Here is an 18,178-nt window from a genome sequence, read left to right as displayed (position 1 = left end):
CGGCAGGCGGTCGTCCAGCTTTTGGAGGGGTAAGCCAGGGAATGGCCCCGGATGAGCAAGACGCGCCCCGGCCACACCTGGATGAATCGGGGGGCGTGTTCGACAACCCGCCCCGAACGTCGTCGACCGCACCGTGTCCGAGAACCTTCAGGTCGTTCGACACCAGCCAGGACTTTCGCGTCTTATGCGAGAGCGCGATCACTGACTTCAGCGTTCCATGCGCTATCCACGGGCCCGGTCGATCCCGATCCCGACCTCGGCGTCGTCGGAAACATCGACGCCACCGAGCCACCGGCCGGTCACCGCCATCAGGGTCACGGATAGAAGGATGAAAGGGGACGCATTACCTGTTCTTTCTACAAAAGGGCATCAATCGGACTTATTGGGGGAAAGCATGACCGCAAGCCTGGACTGGCGGCACGAGTGGTTTGCCTCCCTCATGTGGACGGCCACCGCCTGCGTCGTCACCCTCATCGCCTGCGCCGTGGCGGTCTGGCTGCTTGCGCGATACACGCGGTGGGGGCGCCAGTTCGGGCGGCTCGCCTTCCCCTACTTCGATCCCCGGCGCAGCCTGCGGCCGCTCCTCATGGTCCTGCTCACGCTCGCACTGACGATCATTTCGGTACGTGTCCAGGTGCTCATCTCGTATGCGCTGAACGACATCTTCACGGCGCTGGGACGGCTGCACGCGCGGGACTTCTGGTCCTCCATCATGCGCTTCATGGTCCTGGCCGGGTTCTACGTGGCCGGGTCTCTCATCAGCTATCTCATCGCCCAGCGGTTCACCATCCACTGGCGAGCCTGGCTGACCGACCACATGATCACCGACTGGTTGAACGGGCACGCCTACCACCGGGGCCAGTTCGTGACAGAGCCGGTCGACAATCCCGACCAGCGCATCCAGGAAGACATCCAGCAGTTCGTCGAGGAGTCCCGATACCTGTCGAGCGGCGCGGTCGACGCCGCCTTGAGGCTGGTGTCGTTCACCGCCATCCTGTGGGGGCTGTCGGGACCGATACCGGTCTTCGGTCACGAGGTGCCACGGGCGATGGTCGTGCTCGCCTATGTCTACGTGCTGGTGGCATCACTGATCGCCTTCAGGGTCGGGCGCCCGCTGATCAGGCTGGAGTTCCTGCGCGAAGGGCTGTCCGCGTCCTTCCGGTACGCGCTGATCCGCCTGCGTGACCACTCCGAGAACATCGCGTTCTACGGCGGTGAGAAAGTGGAGCGGGCGGCGCTGGCCACCAGGTTCTCCGCCGTCATCAAGAACACCTGGATCATCGCCCTGCGGAGACTGAAACTGCAGGGGTTCAACGACTCGGTCACCCAGATAGCGCAGGTGTTCCCCTACGTGATCCAGGCGCCGCGCTTCTTCGCTGGGACGATCGCGCTCGGCGACGTCACCCAGACCGCCGACGCGTTCGCCCAGGTGCACAACTCGTTGTCCTTCTTCAGGAACTCCTACGACTCCTTCGCCGGCTACCGAGCGGCGCTCGACCGGCTGACGGCCATGATGGACGCGAACCACGACTCGCGCCAACTGCCGTCGCCGACCGTCGCCGACCATCCGGCTGCGCTGGTGATCGAGGGCCTGAGGGTCTGGCGTCCCGACCACGAGCCGCTGATCGAAGGCCTGACGCTGACCATGAGCCCGGGGCAGGCGCTCCTGGTCAAGGGCGCCTCGGGCAGCGGCAAGGCCACGCTGCTGCGCAGCCTGGCCAGCCTCTGGCCGCACGCGGACGGCACCATCCGCAGGCCCACCGGCGGACGCACGCTGTTCCTGCCGCAGCAGCCGTACCTGCCCATGGGCAGCCTGCGCACCGCCCTGGCCTATCCGGAGTCGCCGCACCTGATCGGGGATGAGCTCGCGCGCGAGGTGCTGCACACGGTGCAGCTCGGCCACCTGGAGTGCCGGCTCGACGAGGAGGTCCACTGGTCCCGCATGCTGTCACCCGGGGAGCAGCAGCGCCTCGGGTTCGCCAGGATCCTGCTGAGCCGGCCACACCTGGCCTTCCTCGACGAGGCCACATCGGCCGTCGACGAAGGCCTCGAGCACGCGCTGTACCATCTGATCCGCGAACGCCTGCCCGGATGCATGGTCGTCAGCGTGGGCCACCGCAGCACCCTCAGCGCCTTCCACACTCACCAACTCAACCTGCTGGGCGCCGGGCGTTGGGGCATGACCGCGGCGTAGAACGCTGTTCGGCGGACCGGCGCCCGGTCACCGCGTCGTCGCCACCGCTCCCGGCGCCGACGGCACGGCCCGCATGGTCGGCCCGCTCCCCAGGTCACAGTCGGGGAATGGCGAGCCGAGTCGTGGCCGCCACTCGTGCCGCCTCGACTGGGCCGCTCCACCGGGCGTCACCCGGTCAGGATCGCGACCGAGCCTCCTTCAACGCGGTGACCAGTTCTCCCGTGTCGACGATGGCATGGGCGTACGTGGGGCCGTTCAACTCATGTGCGGCGTGCATCATCTCGGGGAGGAAGGCAGCGGTTGCGTCGCGGACCAGCGTCACGTGGTAGCCGAGCTCCATGGCGAAACGGCCGGTGGACTCGATGCAGGTGTTGGCCAGCACGCCGACGACCACCACGTGGGTGATGCCGTGCTGCTTGAGCTGGGCGTCCAGGTCGGTGTTGGCGAACCCGCTCTGCGCCCAGTGCTCATGGATGACGACGTCGCCCACCTGTGGCTGGAAGTCGGGATGGAACTCCCCGCCCCATGAGCCCCTGGCGAAGGTATGCCGCTCCTGGATGCCGCGCTGGGTCGGGTTCGGGTGGGCCCAGGCGTCGTAGTCGCCCGGCTCCCAGCGGCGGTGCGGGACGAACACCACTCGGACGCCGGCCTCGCGGGCGGAGGTGACCACGGAACGCAGGTTGTCCAGCAGGCCGACCTCTGTGGCCATCGGCTCGAGTCGCGGCCAGAGCTTGCCGCCCACGGCGATGAAGTCGTTGTAGGGATCGACCAGCAGAATCGCCGTGCGGCGGGGATCGTAGCTCTCGGCCACGGTTCCTCCTCAGATCTGGATGATGGGCATCGGTGCCTGAAACGGCGTCACGACGATCTCGACGCCCTCCGCCTCGACGCCGTCGACAGACCACACGCCGGGCGGGCGCGCTACGACAGACCTGCCATCTTCGGTATGGCCCCAGAGGTACGGCCTGGCATCCCTTCCCACGAGTATTCAGTTACCGGTGGTCAGTACCATCCGGAATCGGGCCTGGCCGGACAGCATCTTCTGGAACGCCGCACCGGCTTCCTCCAGCGGAACCTCCTCGGTCCACGCCCGGACGCCGCTCTGGACGGCGAACTTCAGGGTGTTCTGGGTGTCGACCGCGATACCGGAGGCGTGCCCGTACACCCGCTTGGCCTCGACCACGAGCTGCAGGGGCGTCACCTTCACCGGCGCCATGGCGACGCCGACGATGACGAGTTCGCCGCGGCGCCCCAGCCCGTTGACCGTCGCGGACATCGCCGCGGCGTCGGTCACCGTCGCCAGCACCACCTTGGCTCCCCCGAGGGCCTGTAGCGCGTCGGCCGGCTCCTCGGTGGCGCTGTCGATGTAGTGAGACGCGCCGAGCTTGTGAGCCAGTGACGCCTTTTCGGGACCGCGGGCGATCGCGATGGTGCTGAAGCCCATCTTCGAACCGAACTGAACGCCCAGGTGCCCCAGGCCGCCCAGACCGAGAATCGCCACGGTGTCGCCCGAACGCGCGGAGCTGCGGCGCAGCGCGTTGTACACGGTCACGCCGGCGCAGGCCAGGGGCGCTGCTTCCACCGCCGTGAGCTCGTCGGGGATCGAGGCCAGGGCGACGGCCGGCACCACGACGGAGTCGGCGAACCCTCCGGCGTAGGCGACACCCGGCACCTGAAGCTCGGGACAGAGCACGCCGTCGCCCTCCCGGCAGGCGTCGCAGTGGCCGCAACTGCCTCCGTACCAGCCGACCGCCACCCGATCGCCGACGGACCACCCGGTGACATTGCCGCCGATCGCGTCGATGCGTCCCGCGATCTCGTGCCCTGTCGTGACGGGAAAGGTGGTGCCCGGCATGTATCCGGCGGTGATCAACTCGTCGGAGTGGCACACCCCACACGCCTCGACGGTGATCCGCACCTGGCCCGGGCCAGGCTCCTGGGTTTCCACCTGAATCAGAGACAGGTCCCCGCCAGGCTCGGCGACCTGCATGGAACGGTGCACGGCAGAAGAAGACATGCCGTCTCCTCTTCTTGCGGGAAGCGGCGGCCTTACAGAGAGGCCTTCACTAGTCCATCGTTTCCGGTTTCGTCCCGTTTATCCCATCGTCCCGTCGGCCCCCGTAGGGAGCCGTGAAACGTCAAAGAAAGGTATGCGGCATGTCCCTATATTGGAAATCAGTGGAAGTGGTGGAATGGGGGACTTGCCGTGAAGGTTGCAACGCCACATATCCGGATTCATCACGAAATTCCGGAAAGCCAGTCCGGGGCTCGCCCGGGGCGCAACCGATGGAGTGATCTCAATGATCAAGCTGAAGAACGTTCTTGCGGCCGGAGCGGTAGCGGCCTTCGCCCTCGTCGCACCCGCATCCGTGTCCGCCGATGTCTTCGGCGTCGACACCGTGGCCGGGGCGCACTACACCGCATTCGCTGCCGACCGGCCAGATATTGGGCAGGGCATTGGTCTTGGGGGCACCAACGCGGGCGGCGGTGGCAGCAACAGGAATAACTAAATGAAATTGCTGGAAACTTTCAGGAAAGAAATGAAGGGGCGTCGGAGGTCCATCCTCCGGCGCCTCTTCGTCGCTGCCCGTTGACCGCTTGACCTCGGGGAGCGGGACCGTTGACGCAACCAGTCGATTGCTATAGTGTGGCAACCGTTCGGTTGCTACTTGCTAGGAGGCTGTCATGGGTTTTCCTGATCGCATCGAGCGCACCGTGGAGGTCGCTCATCCGCCGGGCAAGGTGTGGGCGGCGCTCACCACGGCTGAGGGGCTGGGCTCCTGGTTCGGCGATGAGGCGACGATCGACCTGCGTCCGGGCGGGTCGGCCCGGATGACGTGGACCGGCGGGTTCACGGTCGACATGCGGGTGGAACGGGTGGAGGAGCCGACGGTGTTCGGGTTCACCTGGCACATCCACGGCCTGCCCGAGGACGATCCCCGCCGTACCTATGTCGAGTTCACGCTCGAACCGGTCGGTGCGGGCACGCGGCTGAGGGTGGTCGAAACCGGCTTCGCCCAGCTGCCAGAGGACGCGTACCGCAAGGCGTACGACGCCAACATCCAGGGTTGGGCGAGCGAGCTGGGCGAACTGGTCGACTACCTCGATGCCGCCTGACATCGAGGCGATCGCCGAGCAGGTCTTCATCGCCCTGGCCGACCCGAGCCGGCGCGCCATCCTGGCCGCGCTGGCTTCAGGGGGCCCGGCCACCGCCACGGACCTGGCCAACCGTCTGCCGATCACGCGACAGGCGATCGCCAAACACCTGGCCCTTCTGGCCGAGGTCGGCCTGGTGACGGCTGAACCGGGGGAGCGGCGCCGGGTACGGTACCGGCTTCGCTCCGCGCCGATGCAGGTGGCGCAGCAGTTCCTGGCCGCACTGGCCCGCGACTGGGACGGCCCGCTCGACGCGTTGAAGGACCACCTCGACCGGTCTGCGAGCGGGCCCACCACGACGCCACTCCACGAAAGCCGAGGACAGCATGACTGATCACGGATTCACCACCACCTTCGCGGTGGACCAGACCCCGACGCAAGCCTTCGACGCCATCACCGACGTGCGAGGATGGTGGTCAGAAGAGATCGACGGCCGCACCGACCAGCTCGGCGCCGAGTTCACGTACCGCTACGAGGACGTGCACCGCTGCCGGATCCGGGTGACAGAAGCCGTTCCCGGCCGGAAGGTCTCCTGGCTCGTGGTGGACAACTACTTCAACTTCACCGAGGACGAGACCGAGTGGACGGGGACCACGATCACCTTCGACATCTCGGAAAAGGACGGCCAGACCGAAGTCCGCTTCACCCACCAGGGCCTGGTTCCCGCCTACGAGTGCTTCGAGGTCTGCACCACCGCGTGGGGCTTCTACGTCGGCAGCCTGCGGAGCTTGATCGCCACCGGTGAAGGACAGCCCAACGGCCGCGGCCGCCCACGCCTTCCCGCTGAAGAAGCGGCATCCGGTCAGGGGCGGTAGAAGCCGCCGTCCCTACTCAGCGCGTGAGCGCGAACCTGAACTGGAAGGTGGACACCACCATGAAAACCCCATCGATCGTCACGCCTCAGGAGTGGGAGGCAGCGCACCAGCAGCTGCTCGTGAAGGAGAAGGAGATGACCCGCGCCAGGGACGCGCTGGCCGCGGAGCGCCGACGGATGCCGTGGCTGGCAGTGGAGAAGGAGTATGCGTTCGACGGACCCAAGGGCAGGGTGAGCCTGCCCGACCTGTTCGACGGCCGCCGTCAGCTGATCGTCTACCGCGCCTTCTTCGAGCCCGGCGTGTACGGCTGGCCCGACCACGCGTGTCGCGGCTGTTCCCTGGTGGCCGATCAGGTCGCCCACGTCGCCCATCTGAACGCCCGCGACACCACTCTCGTCTTCGCCTCGCGCGCGCCGCAGCCGGACATCGAGCGCTTGAAGGCGCGGATGGGCTGGACGATGCCCTGGTACACCATGACCGACGAGTTCGACGCCGACTTCGGCGTGGACGAATGGCACGGCACGAACGCGTTCATCCGCGACGGCGACCGCGCGTTCCGCACCTACTTCATCAACAACCGTGGCGATGAGGCGTTGGGGAGCACCTGGAGCTACCTCGACATGACGGCGCTCGGGCGGCAGGAGGAGTGGGAGGACTCTCCCGAGGGCTATCCCCAGACCCGGCCGTACGAGTGGTGGAGCTGGCACGACGAGTACAGCGACGCCGAGCCGGCGGAGGGGTGGCTGGCCAAACTCGCCGAGGTCGCCGCCGGCGCCGACCGTGGCAAGGACGACCTCGGCCCCACCGACGCCCGACCGCGGCAGCCCACGTCCTCGAAGGGCGACGACACCATGCGATCGCCGGGGTCGGCGGGGTGCAGCTGCTCTGAATGAGCGGGCATGATGCGGAGGTCCATTGGCCCGGTCGGGAGGCGCCTGGAGGGGGCCCAAGACCGGTAGGTACGCTCCACGGCGACTGGCCCTGGGGCTGGCGGCCGCGGTGGTGCTCGCCGCGGGTGCGGCGGTGGGTCCGAGCTTGCTGGAGGACGGTGTCGGCGTGCCGAGCTCGTACGCCGTCACCAAGGCCGCCGACGGCATCGTGATCATCCAGGTCCGTGACTTCCATGACGCGCCTGGGCTGGAGAGGCGCCTGAAGGACCTCGATGTCCCCGCCATCGTCGACTACGTGCCGTACGGGCAGATGTGCCGCGAACCGCGCGGCAAGCACGTGAGGGACATCCCCCAAGGCCTGTACAGCCTGCCGGAAAGCATCCCCGGCGAGAGGCACGGCTGGCAGATGCGGATCGACACCAAGCTGTTCAGGCCGGGCCAGACCTTCGTCTGGACCATCAGCGGCCCTGCGAACGGCGGAGGTGGCAGCACCACCACCTCTCTTATGGAGGGTCCGGTCTCGTCCTGCGAGCCCGTGCCCGCTCCCGTGCAGAAGGAGATCAAGGCGGAATTCCGGACGGCGACCACCAAGGGTGGCTCGCTCGAGGGATTCCGCGTGGATGAGAAGACGGTCGGCGAGGTCCTGCCGGAGCTCAAGAAGCGCGGCAAGAAGGTGATCTTCCTGATCATGGCCATCGCGCCGGGAAACCCTGGAGGCTTCGGCGAGGAGCGCACGCAGCAGGAGCCCGTCAGCGACGACTGGATCGTCTGGGAGGCGGAGGAGAACGCCAAGGGGGTGATCCGCCTGCTCGTCACCGACAGGCGCTATGACAAGAACCCGGTCTACGGGGGCCCGCGGGACGCCATCATCACCGAGTAGCGTGCGGTCCCTTTCACGATCGCCCTTCCCCGAGGACGCCGGCGCGGGCGGCGGCCAAGGTGATCTCGGCCGCGTGGTCGGCGGTGCCCTCGTCGATGGGCTCGCCGGTGACCAGTAGCCGGAAGTAGACCGGGGCGGCCAGAGCCTTGAGGAGCTGCGGGGGGTCGGTGTCCGCGGGCAGTTGGCCCCGTTCGACGGCGCGCACGACGACGGGTTCGGCCCGCCTGAACCGGTCGTCGAAGATCTGGCGCCTGGCCTGGGCGATGCCCGGGACGTCGGCGCCCCCGGAGAACATCGCCGCCAGCAGCGCCCCGCCTGTCGGACCGGTCATCATCCGCACGAGCGACCTGGCCAGCTCGCGCAGGTCGGTCTCCACCGACCCGGTGTCGGGGATCGGCACGTCCATCGCCGACTGGTCCGACAGCGCGTCGACGACAAGGCTTTCCTTGTCCTTCCACCGGCGGTAGACCGTCGTCTTGTGCACCCCCGCCCGCTGGGCGACACCGTCGACGGTCAGCGCGGCGTAACCCCTCTCCACCAGCTCGGCGAGCGTCGCGGCGTGGACGGCCACGCTCACCTTCTTGCCACGTCCGACCGGAGCGGGGCGCGGGGGGACGGAATTCATTGCAACTCCAAGTTGCGTTATTGACAGGGTCGATGCCACGATCACTGTATCGCGACTCAAAGTTGCAATGAGAGAAGGGCAGGACCATGTGGACACTCGACTCCATCCCTGACCAGTCAGGACGGCTGGCCGTGGTGACCGGTGCGAACAGCGGCATCGGTCATGTCACGGCATGCGAGCTCGCCCGCCGCGGCGCCCACGTCGTCCTGGCGTGCCGCAGCCTCGAACGCGGCCGGGCGGCGCTCGACCGTCTCGAGGCCGAGGCACCGGGCGCGCGGGCCGAGGTGCGCCGCCTTGACCTGTCCAGCCTCGAGTCCATCCGCTCCTTTGCCGCCGGATGGGATCTCGGGCCGCTGGACCTCCTGGTCAACAACGCGGGCGTGGCCATGGTCCCCTTCGCCAGGACCTCCGACGGGTTCGAGTCGCATTTCGGCATCAACCACCTGGGGACGTTCGCGCTGACGGGGCTGCTCATGCCGTACCTGCTGGCCGGGCGGGAGCCGCGGGTGGTGACGGTCAGCAGCGAGGGACAGCGCTTCGCCAGGTTCGACCTGGGCAACCTCAACGCCGAGCACGGCTACAGCGCGCCCTTCGCCTACGTGCAGTCAAAGAGGGCCAACCTCTACTTCGCCGTCGAGCTGGACCGCAGGGCGAGCGCCACGGGCCTGCGCAGCATGGCGGTCGCGCCGGGACTGACCCGCACCAACGTGCTGACGGGAGGCGCCAACGCCGGTCGCGGCCGGGTGTATCAGAGCTTCGTCCGGTCACTTGTCCGCGCGGCCTTCCAGCCCACCAGGGAAGGCGCGAGGACCTCGCTGTACGCGGCGACGGCTCCCGAGCTGCGGGGCGGCGAGTACATCGCGCCCGACGGATTCCTGGAACTGCGCGGACGCCCATCGGTCCGCCACGGGCACAGGGCCATGCGCGAAACCGGCACCGCGCGCCGCCTGTGGGAGATCTCGGAGAGACTCACAGGCGTGACCTGGATCGCCTGACCCGTCCCCTGGGCGGCGACTATGACACGGCAGAGCGCTCCCGACGGCCGGCCGCCGATCACGTCGCGGCAGCGCCTTGTGCTGATCACCGTGGCCGGTGCCGGCGCTCTCGCCATGCTCGTCCTCTCAAGCCATCACCCCTGTTCGTCGAAGCGACACACACCGAACACGCAGCCGCGCAGCCATCGGTGAGCCGGGTCGGTGTCGAGCCGGACGTGCCACAGCAGCGACACCGTCACCTCGGGAGCGCGGAAGGGCAGCTCGAAGGAGCACATCCCACGCCGCAGGTTTGCGGTGTGACGCTCAGGAACCGTGGCGACCAGGTCCGACGCGTTCGCCAGCGCCAACGCGGCGCTGAAGCCGTCGACGACCGTCACGACCTTCCGCTGGTGACCCGTCGAGCCGAGAGCCTCATCCACCAGCCCCTCCGTCAGACCGCGCCGCGAGACGTGCACGTGTCGCGAGGAGGCGTACCGGGCCGTGGTCACCTTCCCTGCGCTCAGCGGGTGCTCGCGCCGCACCACCCCGACGAACCGGTCGGTGAACAGGGGCTTGCTCAACACGTCCGGGGTCAGAGCGTCCTCGACGACGCCCGTCTCAAGGTCGACGACGCCGTCTCGCAGGGGACCGGTGTCCTTCTTGGTCTTCTGCAGGAACCGCAGCCGCACGCCAGGTGCCTCCCGGCCGACCTGGGCGACCAGCTCGGGTCCGAATCGTTCCACGAATCCATCGCTGCTGCGCAACGTGAAGGTCCTCTCCAGCGTCGCCAGGTCCAGCTTCTCGGCCGGCCGCAACACCTCTTCGGCCTCCTGGACCAGGCCACGCACGCGGTCGCGCAGTTCCAAGGCGCGCGGCGTGGGTACCAGCCCTCGGCCGGCCCGCACCAGCAGCGGGTCACCCGTGACTCGCCGCAGTCGCGCGAGCGCGCGACTCATCGCGGACGGGCTGAGCGCAAGCCGTTCTCCCGCTCGCGTCACGCTGCCCTCCTCGAGCAGGACGTCCAGGGTGACCAGCAGATTCAGATCGGGCCGGGCCATGCGAACACGATCTCACAGTTCAGCCCTGACATGGCGTCTCATGCACACATGACTTTCCATCATTGCGCCTTCCGCCAGGTCGGAACGAGACCTACGTTCGTTGCTACCCCGTCGACTCCAGGAAGCGGCCATCATCTTGAGACCAGCAACCCTTCCGGGCACCGAGCCTGAGCAGAAGCGCCGTCCACCACTGGCCTGGGCGCTCACCGCACTGTCGCTGTCCATGCTTCTGCCCTCACTGAGCGTCAGCATCGCCAACGTCGGCCTGCCGAACATGGCTGTGGCCCTCGACGCGCCCTTCAACGAGGTCCAGTGGGTGGTGATCGCCTACCTCCTGGCCATCACCACACTGATCGTCGGCGCCGGCCGACTCGGCGACCTCGCGGGCCGACGTCGCCTCCTGCTGAGTGGCATCGCCGTGTTCACCCTCGCGACGCTGCTGTGCGGTCTCGCCCCCAACCTTCCCCTCCTGGTCGCCGCCCGGGCGCTCCAAGGAGCCGGCGCCGCGTGCATGATGGCGCTGACCATGGCCTTCGTCGGTGAGACGGTGCCCAAGGATCGCACCGGCAGCGTCATGGGGCTGCTCGGAACGATGTCAGCGGTCGGCACGGCGCTGGGGCCCTCCCTCGGCGGAACCCTGATCGCGGTCTTCGGCTGGCGTGCGATCTTCCTCGCCGCCGTGCCGCTCGGCCTTCTCGCGCTCGCGCTCACCTTCCGGGTACTGCCCGACACCGCACCGGCCACGAGTTCCGCACGCCAGCGGTTCGACAGCGTGGGCGCGGCGTTGCTGGCGATCACCCTGGGCGCCTACGCCTTGGCCATGACGATCGAAGGGAACTCCTTCGGCCCCCTCGCCATCGGACTGCTCCTCGTCTCGGGGGCGGGCCTCGCCCTGTTCGTCATCACCGAGAGCCGGGTCTCCTCCCCGCTGCTCACCCTTTCCATGCTCCGCGACCCCGCCCTTGCCGCCGGCCTGATCACGAGCGCCCTGGTCTCGACCGTCATGATGACCACTCTCGTCGTGGGCCCCTTCCATCTGGCCCTGGCACTCGACCTCGACCCCGCCTTCGTCGGCCTGGTGATGTCGGCAGGCCCCGCGGTGTCCGCCCTCACCGGCGTCCCTGCGGGCCGCGCCACCGATCGCTTCGGAGCCGAGGCCATGGTGGTCATCGGGCTCAGCGGCATCATCGGCGGCGCCGTGGCGCTCTCCTTGATGCCCACGGCAGCCGGTGTCATCGGATACGTCCTGCCCCTGGTCGCGGTCACTGCCGGCTACGCGCTGTTCCAGGCGGCCAACAACACCGCGGTCATGAAGGACGTCTCCCCGCGCCGGCGTGGCCTGGTGTCGGGCATGCTGAACCTCTCCCGCAACCTGGGCCTCATGACCGGCGCGTCGGTCATGGGGGCGGTCTTCGCCTTCGCCGCCGGCACGAGTGATGTGACCACAGCCGCGGCAGCGGAGGTGGCTCGTGGAACTCACCGGACTTTCGCCGTCGCGGCTCTCCTCGTGGCCTTCGGCCTGGCCATAGTCCTGGGGCTTCGGCTGCGTTCCCGGCTCTCGCCCGGCGTTCGTCCAGGCAGAGCCGATGCGGAGTGATCCAGGTGCTCGTCGCGCAGGTCACACCCGGTGGAGGGCCTAGGCCATCGCCTCGGCGAGCAACTCGACCTGGTCGAGCCGTGACGATGTGGGAACGAAGATGAGCTCGTCGCAGCCGCCGGCTTCGAACGAGGCGATGGAGGACCTGACCGTCTCGGCGCTCACCGCGGCGCCCGCGGCGATCTGCCCGGCGACGTCGCCGAGCCAGGCGTAGTAGTGCAGAAGGTAGGCATCCGCCTGCGAGCGGGCGTCGGAACCGAGCGCGAAGTAGGCCAGCGACAGCTTGCGTGGCCTGCCCGGCCGGCCCGCGTCCTGCCAGGCGGCGTCGACGCCCGCTGCGGCCTGCGCGAACATGTCCGGTGAGCCGCCGCCCATGATCCAGCCGTCGGCCAGCCGGGCCACCCTGCGGAAGCTCGCCTCGGACGCGCCGCCCAGGATGAGCTCGGGGCCGCCGTCGCGCGCGGGCTCCGGCCCGATCGCGCCGGCGGACCCGCGCTCTTCCCCGGACCAGATCCGCTTCATCTCGGCGAGTTGCTCCTCCAGACGGCGCCCCCTGCCTTCGGTGGTCAGCCCGCTGGCGGTGTAGTCGTCTTCGCGCCCGCCCAGGCCGAGGCCCAGCACGAGACGCCCCCCGGAGAGCCGGTCGAGCGAGGCGGCCTGCTTCGCCAGCAGCGCGGTGTTGGTGTACAACGGTGCGATCAGCACACTGGTGGTCAGCCGGATCCGGCTGGTGACCGCCGCGGCGGCGGTGAGGGCGATCAGCTCCTCGTAGCTCGGGTACACGAGCCGGCCGATCGTGCCCAAGGTACTGAACCCCGCTTGCTCCGCCTGCCGCGCCCAGTCGACGAGGGAACCCCCTTCGGTTCCGGGGACCGCGTTGGGCAGGCCTATCCCGATATCCATCCGTACCTCCGGTCATAGCGACATTCAGACAACGTCAATACCGCCGGGCCGGGCCGGTCAGGAGCCGACACGCTGCCGGATGGGAACGACGTGGACACGGCCGGGGTGTTTCCTGGCCTGTGATCGGCGACGAGCTCGGAACCTCCGGCGGCCAGGCCGCGAGCCGATCCCGCCAAGGCCGGGTAGGTAGGTTGGCCTCCGTGTTGAGAGTCTGGCCATGATCTTCGCCGCCCGTGAAGGCTCGGCGGCTTTCGACGGCCCGGGCCTGCCGGTGCTGCATCTGGGTCCGCTGACCGATGACGCCGGATCCGCGCTGCTCGCTGTCCAGCGGATCTTCGACGAGCGGATCAGGGCGCTGCCGCTCCGGCGCGGCGTAGGTCCTGATCACCGGGTGGTCCAGGGGACGCGAGAGACCGCGCCGCTCCCGTCAACCGCACACCTTCTCCGACGGAACGTCCGGCAGGTACGCCCCCCACTCCCGCTCGGTGAGCGTCCGGCCGGATCTGCCGCACAGGGCTTCGGCCACGGCCGACGGCGCGACGGGGTACTCGTGTCGTGCGCCGAACTGGTCGAAGGTGATCAGGCGGGCGCCGTCGGGCGTGAAAGCGACCCGCTGGACGGCCCCCCGATCATCGTCCAGGACCGCGCCGATGGACTGTCCCAGCGTGAGGTCATAGAGGCGGACCCGGCCGTCGCCGCCTACCAGGGCGGCCAGGTCCTCCGTCGGCGCGACGGCGAGCGGCGCCGTGGGCGTGCCGGGCGTCCCTCTGATGACCGTCCTGGGCGAGCCGTCCTGGTTCCAGACGGTCAGGCGTCCTCGGCTGTCCGCGGTGACGAGCAGTCCGGCCCTGGTGAACGCGCCGTACGCGAGGCTGGTCGCCCGGCCGGTGGCGCGGAGCGCCGGGCCGACGCGCTTGCCCGTCGCGGCGTCCAGCAGGCCCGGCTCCTGCGCCAGCACGGCGAGCCGAGCTCCGTCAGCGGTGAAGGCGACGTCGGTCAGCCTGTTCAGCTTGGCCGACCACAGCGGCCGGCCTGCCTTCCAGTCCCAGAGCTGGAGGGTGGACTTCGTCGAGTCGTCCGACACCTGGAGTTCCACCGCGACCTTGCTGCCGTCAGGGCTGACGCCGCGCACGAACGCCTGTCCGCTGTCGCTCAGGGTGAGTCGTTTGATCTCCTTTCTGGTCGCGGTGTCGTGGATGCGCAGGCGGCTGATGTTCTCGATGTCGTCGGGAGCCGTGCCGGAGATCTCGAAGGTAGTGAGCGCGATCAGTGTGCCGTCGGGGCTGAAGGCGGCGCCGGTGAAGTCGAACTCTCCATCGGCTCCGCCACGCAGCAGCAGCTCTCGTTTCTTCGTACTGCGCACGTAGGCGTCGGTGCGCGAGTCCGTGCCGCGCAGCTCCACGCTGCGCGTGCCGTCCGGGCTGATGGCCGCCGTGTGGGACTCGAGGTCGGCCGGTGCGGTGAGCGCCGAGAAGTCGAGGGAGAACACGCGGTCCTCGCTGAGGTAGCGCAGCGTCTTCCCGTCCGGGTCGAATCGCGGTTGCGGCGACATCACCCTGGCCGCCCACTGGTTGGGGTCGGGCGCGGAGCTGACGGTGAGCGTGGTGAGCAGCATGCCGCCTCCCCAGAGCTGGATCTGGCCGTCTGTCGCCGACGCGAACAGCTCCTCGTCGTGGCTGAAGACCAGGCTTCCCTGATTCCACTGGTCAGGGCCGCTGTCGATCAACGCGCCGGTCGCGAATCCTGTCGTGTCCTTCAGGTCGGCCGTCCCGAGCCGTCGTCCAGGCAGCGCTTCGAGCAGCCAGCCCTTCTTGGTGACGGCCAGTGGGTCGGGGCAGGAGGGGCACGCTTCCTGCGCCGGCCTGGTGCCGGTGAGTTTCAGGCCGGGCAGCGCGAATCTGCCGATCGTCCTGGTGTTCCGGTACTGCATGAAGATCGCCGAACCGTCCGGGGTCATCGCGCCGTTCCAGTTGCCGGGAAGCCTGGCGGTCCGGCCGGTCTCGAGGTCCCAGAGGGTGAAGGTCTCCCGTTGCAGCATCACATAGCGGTCGACCGTGCCGAAGCTGACGGAGGCCAGGTCGAACTCGTCGCCGCCGACGGCGGTCCGGAACGGCCACGCGCGCCTGACCTTGCCCGTCTTCACCTCCCAGGCATACACGCCTTTGCTGGTCAGGAGCACGAGCACCGCGCCGGACGGGCTCAGCGCCATGTCGATCGGCGTGCCCTTGACGTCCAGCTTCAACCTCCCGACCTGGCGGCGGCCGACCACGTCCCACAGGCGCGCCTCGTTGCCGCTGACGCTGACCAGGGTCCTGCTGTCGGCGCTGAGCGTGCGGATCGTGTCGGGTTCGACCGCCGGGTCCTTGAACACGCCGGTCTCGCGTTGGGCGAGGGAGTCGTTCATGGCCTTACGGGTCTGCGCGGTCGGGTTGAGCCGCCATGCGGCGACGCTCAGCAGCCCGCCGAGTCCGGGATCGGTGGCACGGATCGTCCCCGCGGCCGCCGCGACCCTGGCCGCCTCGGAGGCGCGGAACCGGTCGTCGGCCACCTTGCCCTGCCACACCGCCACGCCGGTCGCGCCCAGCGACACCACCAGCAGGACGGCCAGGCTCAGCGACACCAGCCGGGTCCTGCGCGCCCTGCGGCGGCCCAGCGCGGCGCCCGCGTCCAGGAAGTCGCGTTCGAACCTGGCCAGCGTGATGTCCCTGCGGCCGGTGGCGGCCCACTGCAGCGCGTTCTCCAGCGAGTGCCCGGCGAACAGGTCGCCGTCTCTCCGGCCACGCTCGTCCCACCGCCGAGCCGCCGCCAGGATGTCCCTGTGGGCGGCCAGGCCGTCCCTGTTGCTCTCGATCCAGCGGCGCAGCCGGGGCCAGGCGTGCGGCAGCGCCGGCCGGGCCAGCCGTACCTCATCGCCGCTGATCTCCAGGAGATAGCCGAAGACGCGCAGCACGCCCTGCGCCTCGGCGAACTCGCTCAGGCGGGCCCGCCGGATGGACAGCTCGCCGTCCTCGTCCACCGTCACCAGCCGCAGGAACACCTGCGCGGCCAGCTCGCGGTCGGCCGGGCCGAGCAAGCCGTAGGCCTCCTCCGCGAGGGGGCCGAGGCCGGGATCGTGCGCCTCCGTCGTGAGATGTGACGCCCGGCCGCCTTCGGCGAGCAGCCGAGCCGTGTCGAGCTGCCCGTCGCCGCTGATCAGGGCCAGTAGCAGGGCCCGGGCGGTGGGCCGCTCCAGCGGGTCCTTGCGCAGCGCGGCGTGGACCAGCGGGCGGAGCGACCGCGGCAGGCAGGTGAGATCCGGTTCGACGGACATGACCTGGTGCATGACCGCGCCGAGCGTCTCGGCCTTGAACGGATCCTTGCCGGTCGCGGCGAACAGCATGATCCCGCCCCACGCGAACACGTCGGCGGGCGCCCCGGCCCGCTCGCCGGCGAAAACCTCCGGCGCCATGTACGTGGGCGTCCCTGAGATCAGCCCGGTCGCGGTCAGCGACATCTCCAGCGTCCGCGCGAGCCCGAAGTCGATCACCCGGGGGCCGTCGGGACCGAGCAGGACGTTGTCCGGTTTCATGTCCCTGTGGATCACGCCCGCGTCGTGGATCGCGGTCAGCGCGGTGGCGATGCCGGTCGCCAGCCGGTGCAGGTCTCCCGCGGTGAAGCTCCTGCCGTCCCGTACGGCGGCGCCCAGACTGGGCCCCTCCACGTACTCGCTGACCAGGTACGGCCGGGGCCCGGTGAGGTCGGCCTCGATCACGCCCGCCGTGCAGAAGGACGACACCCGCTGGGCCGCGGTGGCCTCGCGCTGGAGCAGGCCCACGTCGACGCCGTGCAGCATCTTGATCGCCACCCGGCGCCCCGCCTGGTCGTACGCCTCGTAGACCACACCCTGACCACCCGCGCCCAGCCGTCCGGCCAGCCAGTAATCCCCGATCCGCAGCGGATCTCCCTCAACCAGCATCACAAGATCTTGGATGCGCCGCGTCACCACAAAGTTCGCGAATCACCTCCGTGCGTACCTCCGCCGCCGGGTCGCGACGAACGACGAGCAGTTCGGACTGCCCGGCATCACGCGCCGTGGCCGACCACCTTGTAACGCAGCAGCACGTTGTCCGAGTCATCCCGCCTCCGGGTGCTCATGAGCCGGAGCGGCGGGACCGGCCCGGCGCCGAAGGCCGGGGTGCCCCCGCAGAGAACGGTCGCGCCGTCCATGAGGTGCAGTTCGTCGACGAGCCCGGTGACCAGCAGGTCGTTCCAGAGCGTCCGCCTCCCGAACATCAGGATGTCCTTGCCCGGCCGGTCCTTGGGCTCCGCGACGGCCTTGTGCACGTCCGCCCGTCGCACGATGGTCGTGGTGTCGGTCGGCCACCGCCGGCCAGTACCCCTTGAGCCCCATGTACGTCGTCGCGCCCAGCTGCCGTTCGAGGTTGTGCTCGTCGAAGAACCCCTCCATCGGCGCCATGACGTTGCGGCTCGGCCCCTCGAAGAACCCGTCGAGCGACATGATGGTGGAAACGATGAGCTTGCGCATGGTGCACCTCTCAGGTTGGTGTTCGAACCGTCACCTGATCAGAGACACCGCCGACGCTGGATTCATCGGTCCGGCCGAGAAATTTCTGGCTTTCTGGTGCTGCCCGCTCGGAGCCTCCACGGAGGGGACGTCCGGACCGACCGGGTGGGTCAGATGCTGCCCTTGCGTTCGATGACCAGGATGCGCGCCTCCGGCGCGGGGTGTGCGACGTGCTCGTCACCAGGCTCGGCGTAGCAGACGCGGCCAGGAACCAGCCGTTCGACGTGCTCCTCGCCGTCGTGGCGGTAGTGCATGTCGACGACACCGTCGAGAACGACGAAGACTTCAGGCCCGTCGTTGACATGCCAGACGTACGGCCGGTCCGCCCAGTGCAGCCGCACGGTCGCATCGTCGATCTCGGCGACGTCGACGGCTCCCCAGGGCCGCTCGGCGGTGTAGGAGCGGGCGTCGAGGAAGAGCATGAGGGTCCCTAAGATCGATTTGTCTGGAGTGAGTCGCTCTGGATGCCCAGGACGACGGGGTGTGGCTGATGAGGGTCCGCTGCTGCTGTTGTGGCTTGGA

The 18,178-nt window shown here is 69.0% G+C and carries 17 protein-coding genes; 9 read left to right on the top strand and 8 right to left on the bottom strand.

All coding sequences use genetic code 11. The annotated features are described in order from the left end of the window. Window positions 1–394 precede the first annotated feature (394 nt). The gene (locus AB0B45_RS23645) at window positions 395–2,194 is read left to right on the top strand and encodes an ABC transporter ATP-binding protein/permease (RefSeq protein ID WP_358134016.1); all 1,800 of its coding nucleotides are present in this window, start codon (window positions 395–397) and stop codon (window positions 2,192–2,194) included. 175 nt (window positions 2,195–2,369) lie between these two features. Here AB0B45_RS23645 and AB0B45_RS23640 read toward each other — a convergent pair whose 3' ends face one another. Then, complete coding sequence (locus AB0B45_RS23640; RefSeq protein WP_358134013.1) at window positions 2,370–3,005, bottom strand: isochorismatase family cysteine hydrolase; 636 nt, start codon at window positions 3,003–3,005, stop codon at window positions 2,370–2,372. Between the two features lie 177 nt (window positions 3,006–3,182). Further along, window positions 3,183–4,211 carry an alcohol dehydrogenase catalytic domain-containing protein gene (locus AB0B45_RS23635; protein ID WP_358134010.1) on the bottom strand — a complete coding sequence of 343 codons (1,029 nt, stop codon included), beginning with the start codon at window positions 4,209–4,211 and terminating at the stop codon, window positions 3,183–3,185. 283 nt (window positions 4,212–4,494) lie between these two features. Between AB0B45_RS23635 and AB0B45_RS23630 the strand changes: the two genes are divergently transcribed. From AB0B45_RS23630 to AB0B45_RS23605, 6 genes are all read left to right on the top strand, one after another. Continuing rightward, entirely contained in the window at window positions 4,495–4,704 is a 210-nt protein-coding gene (locus AB0B45_RS23630) for a hypothetical protein (RefSeq protein WP_358134008.1), read from the top strand. A 175-nt stretch (window positions 4,705–4,879) separates the two neighbouring features. After that, window positions 4,880–5,311 carry an SRPBCC domain-containing protein gene (locus tag AB0B45_RS23625; RefSeq protein ID WP_358134005.1) on the top strand — a complete coding sequence of 144 codons (432 nt, stop codon included), beginning with the start codon at window positions 4,880–4,882 and terminating at the stop codon, window positions 5,309–5,311. Next, window positions 5,301–5,684, top strand: a complete 384-nt coding sequence (locus tag AB0B45_RS23620) for a metalloregulator ArsR/SmtB family transcription factor (protein ID WP_358134002.1) — start codon at window positions 5,301–5,303, stop codon at window positions 5,682–5,684. The genes AB0B45_RS23625 and AB0B45_RS23620 overlap by 11 nt, the downstream gene beginning before the upstream one ends. Then, window positions 5,677–6,165: an SRPBCC domain-containing protein gene (locus tag AB0B45_RS23615; RefSeq protein ID WP_358133999.1), complete on the top strand. Its 489-nt coding sequence runs from the start codon at window positions 5,677–5,679 to the stop codon at window positions 6,163–6,165. The genes AB0B45_RS23620 and AB0B45_RS23615 overlap by 8 nt, the downstream gene beginning before the upstream one ends. 23 nt (window positions 6,166–6,188) lie before the next feature. Continuing rightward, the gene (locus AB0B45_RS23610) at window positions 6,189–7,058 is read left to right on the top strand and encodes a DUF899 domain-containing protein (RefSeq protein ID WP_358133996.1); all 870 of its coding nucleotides are present in this window, start codon (window positions 6,189–6,191) and stop codon (window positions 7,056–7,058) included. 130 nt (window positions 7,059–7,188) lie between these two features. Beyond that, window positions 7,189–7,935, top strand: a complete 747-nt coding sequence (locus AB0B45_RS23605; RefSeq protein WP_358133993.1) for a hypothetical protein — start codon at window positions 7,189–7,191, stop codon at window positions 7,933–7,935. A gap of 13 nt (window positions 7,936–7,948) precedes the next feature. Here AB0B45_RS23605 and AB0B45_RS23600 read toward each other — a convergent pair whose 3' ends face one another. After that, the gene (locus AB0B45_RS23600) at window positions 7,949–8,560 is read right to left on the bottom strand and encodes a TetR/AcrR family transcriptional regulator (RefSeq protein WP_358133990.1); all 612 of its coding nucleotides are present in this window, start codon (window positions 8,558–8,560) and stop codon (window positions 7,949–7,951) included. Window positions 8,561–8,646: 86 nt separating this feature from the next. Between AB0B45_RS23600 and AB0B45_RS23595 the strand changes: the two genes are divergently transcribed. Next, window positions 8,647–9,555 carry an oxidoreductase gene (locus tag AB0B45_RS23595; RefSeq protein ID WP_358133987.1) on the top strand — a complete coding sequence of 303 codons (909 nt, stop codon included), beginning with the start codon at window positions 8,647–8,649 and terminating at the stop codon, window positions 9,553–9,555. Between the two features lie 134 nt (window positions 9,556–9,689). On the opposite strand, the gene AB0B45_RS23590 is transcribed toward AB0B45_RS23595, so the two are convergent. Further along, the gene (locus AB0B45_RS23590) at window positions 9,690–10,592 is read right to left on the bottom strand and encodes a LysR family transcriptional regulator (protein WP_358133984.1); all 903 of its coding nucleotides are present in this window, start codon (window positions 10,590–10,592) and stop codon (window positions 9,690–9,692) included. A gap of 136 nt (window positions 10,593–10,728) precedes the next feature. On the opposite strand from AB0B45_RS23590, the gene AB0B45_RS23585 reads away from it, so the two are divergent. Continuing rightward, a complete protein-coding gene (locus AB0B45_RS23585) occupies window positions 10,729–12,189 on the top strand; it encodes an MFS transporter (protein WP_358133981.1) in 1,461 nt (486 codons plus the stop codon). 39 nt (window positions 12,190–12,228) lie between these two features. Here AB0B45_RS23585 and AB0B45_RS23580 read toward each other — a convergent pair whose 3' ends face one another. From AB0B45_RS23580 to AB0B45_RS23565, 4 genes are all read right to left on the bottom strand, one after another. Next, window positions 12,229–13,092, bottom strand: a complete 864-nt coding sequence (locus AB0B45_RS23580) for an LLM class flavin-dependent oxidoreductase (RefSeq protein WP_358133978.1) — start codon at window positions 13,090–13,092, stop codon at window positions 12,229–12,231. Between the two features lie 427 nt (window positions 13,093–13,519). Further along, complete coding sequence (locus AB0B45_RS23575; RefSeq protein ID WP_358133976.1) at window positions 13,520–17,047, bottom strand: WD40 repeat domain-containing serine/threonine-protein kinase; 3,528 nt, start codon at window positions 17,045–17,047, stop codon at window positions 13,520–13,522. A gap of 107 nt (window positions 17,048–17,154) precedes the next feature. Beyond that, window positions 17,155–17,430, bottom strand: a complete 276-nt coding sequence (locus tag AB0B45_RS23570; protein ID WP_358133973.1) for a dihydrofolate reductase family protein — start codon at window positions 17,428–17,430, stop codon at window positions 17,155–17,157. Between the two features lie 336 nt (window positions 17,431–17,766). Beyond that, on the bottom strand, window positions 17,767–18,078 hold the full coding sequence (locus AB0B45_RS23565) for a hypothetical protein (RefSeq protein ID WP_358133970.1): 312 nt from the start codon (window positions 18,076–18,078) through the stop codon (window positions 17,767–17,769). Between the last annotated feature and the right edge of the window lie 100 nt (window positions 18,079–18,178).

This window comes from Nonomuraea sp. NPDC049152 (assembly GCF_040648355.1).
GTDB lineage: Bacteria > Actinomycetota > Actinomycetes > Streptosporangiales > Streptosporangiaceae > Nonomuraea.
Note: the sequence above shows the minus strand (reverse complement) of the source record. Positions and strands in the feature narration are given on the sequence as shown.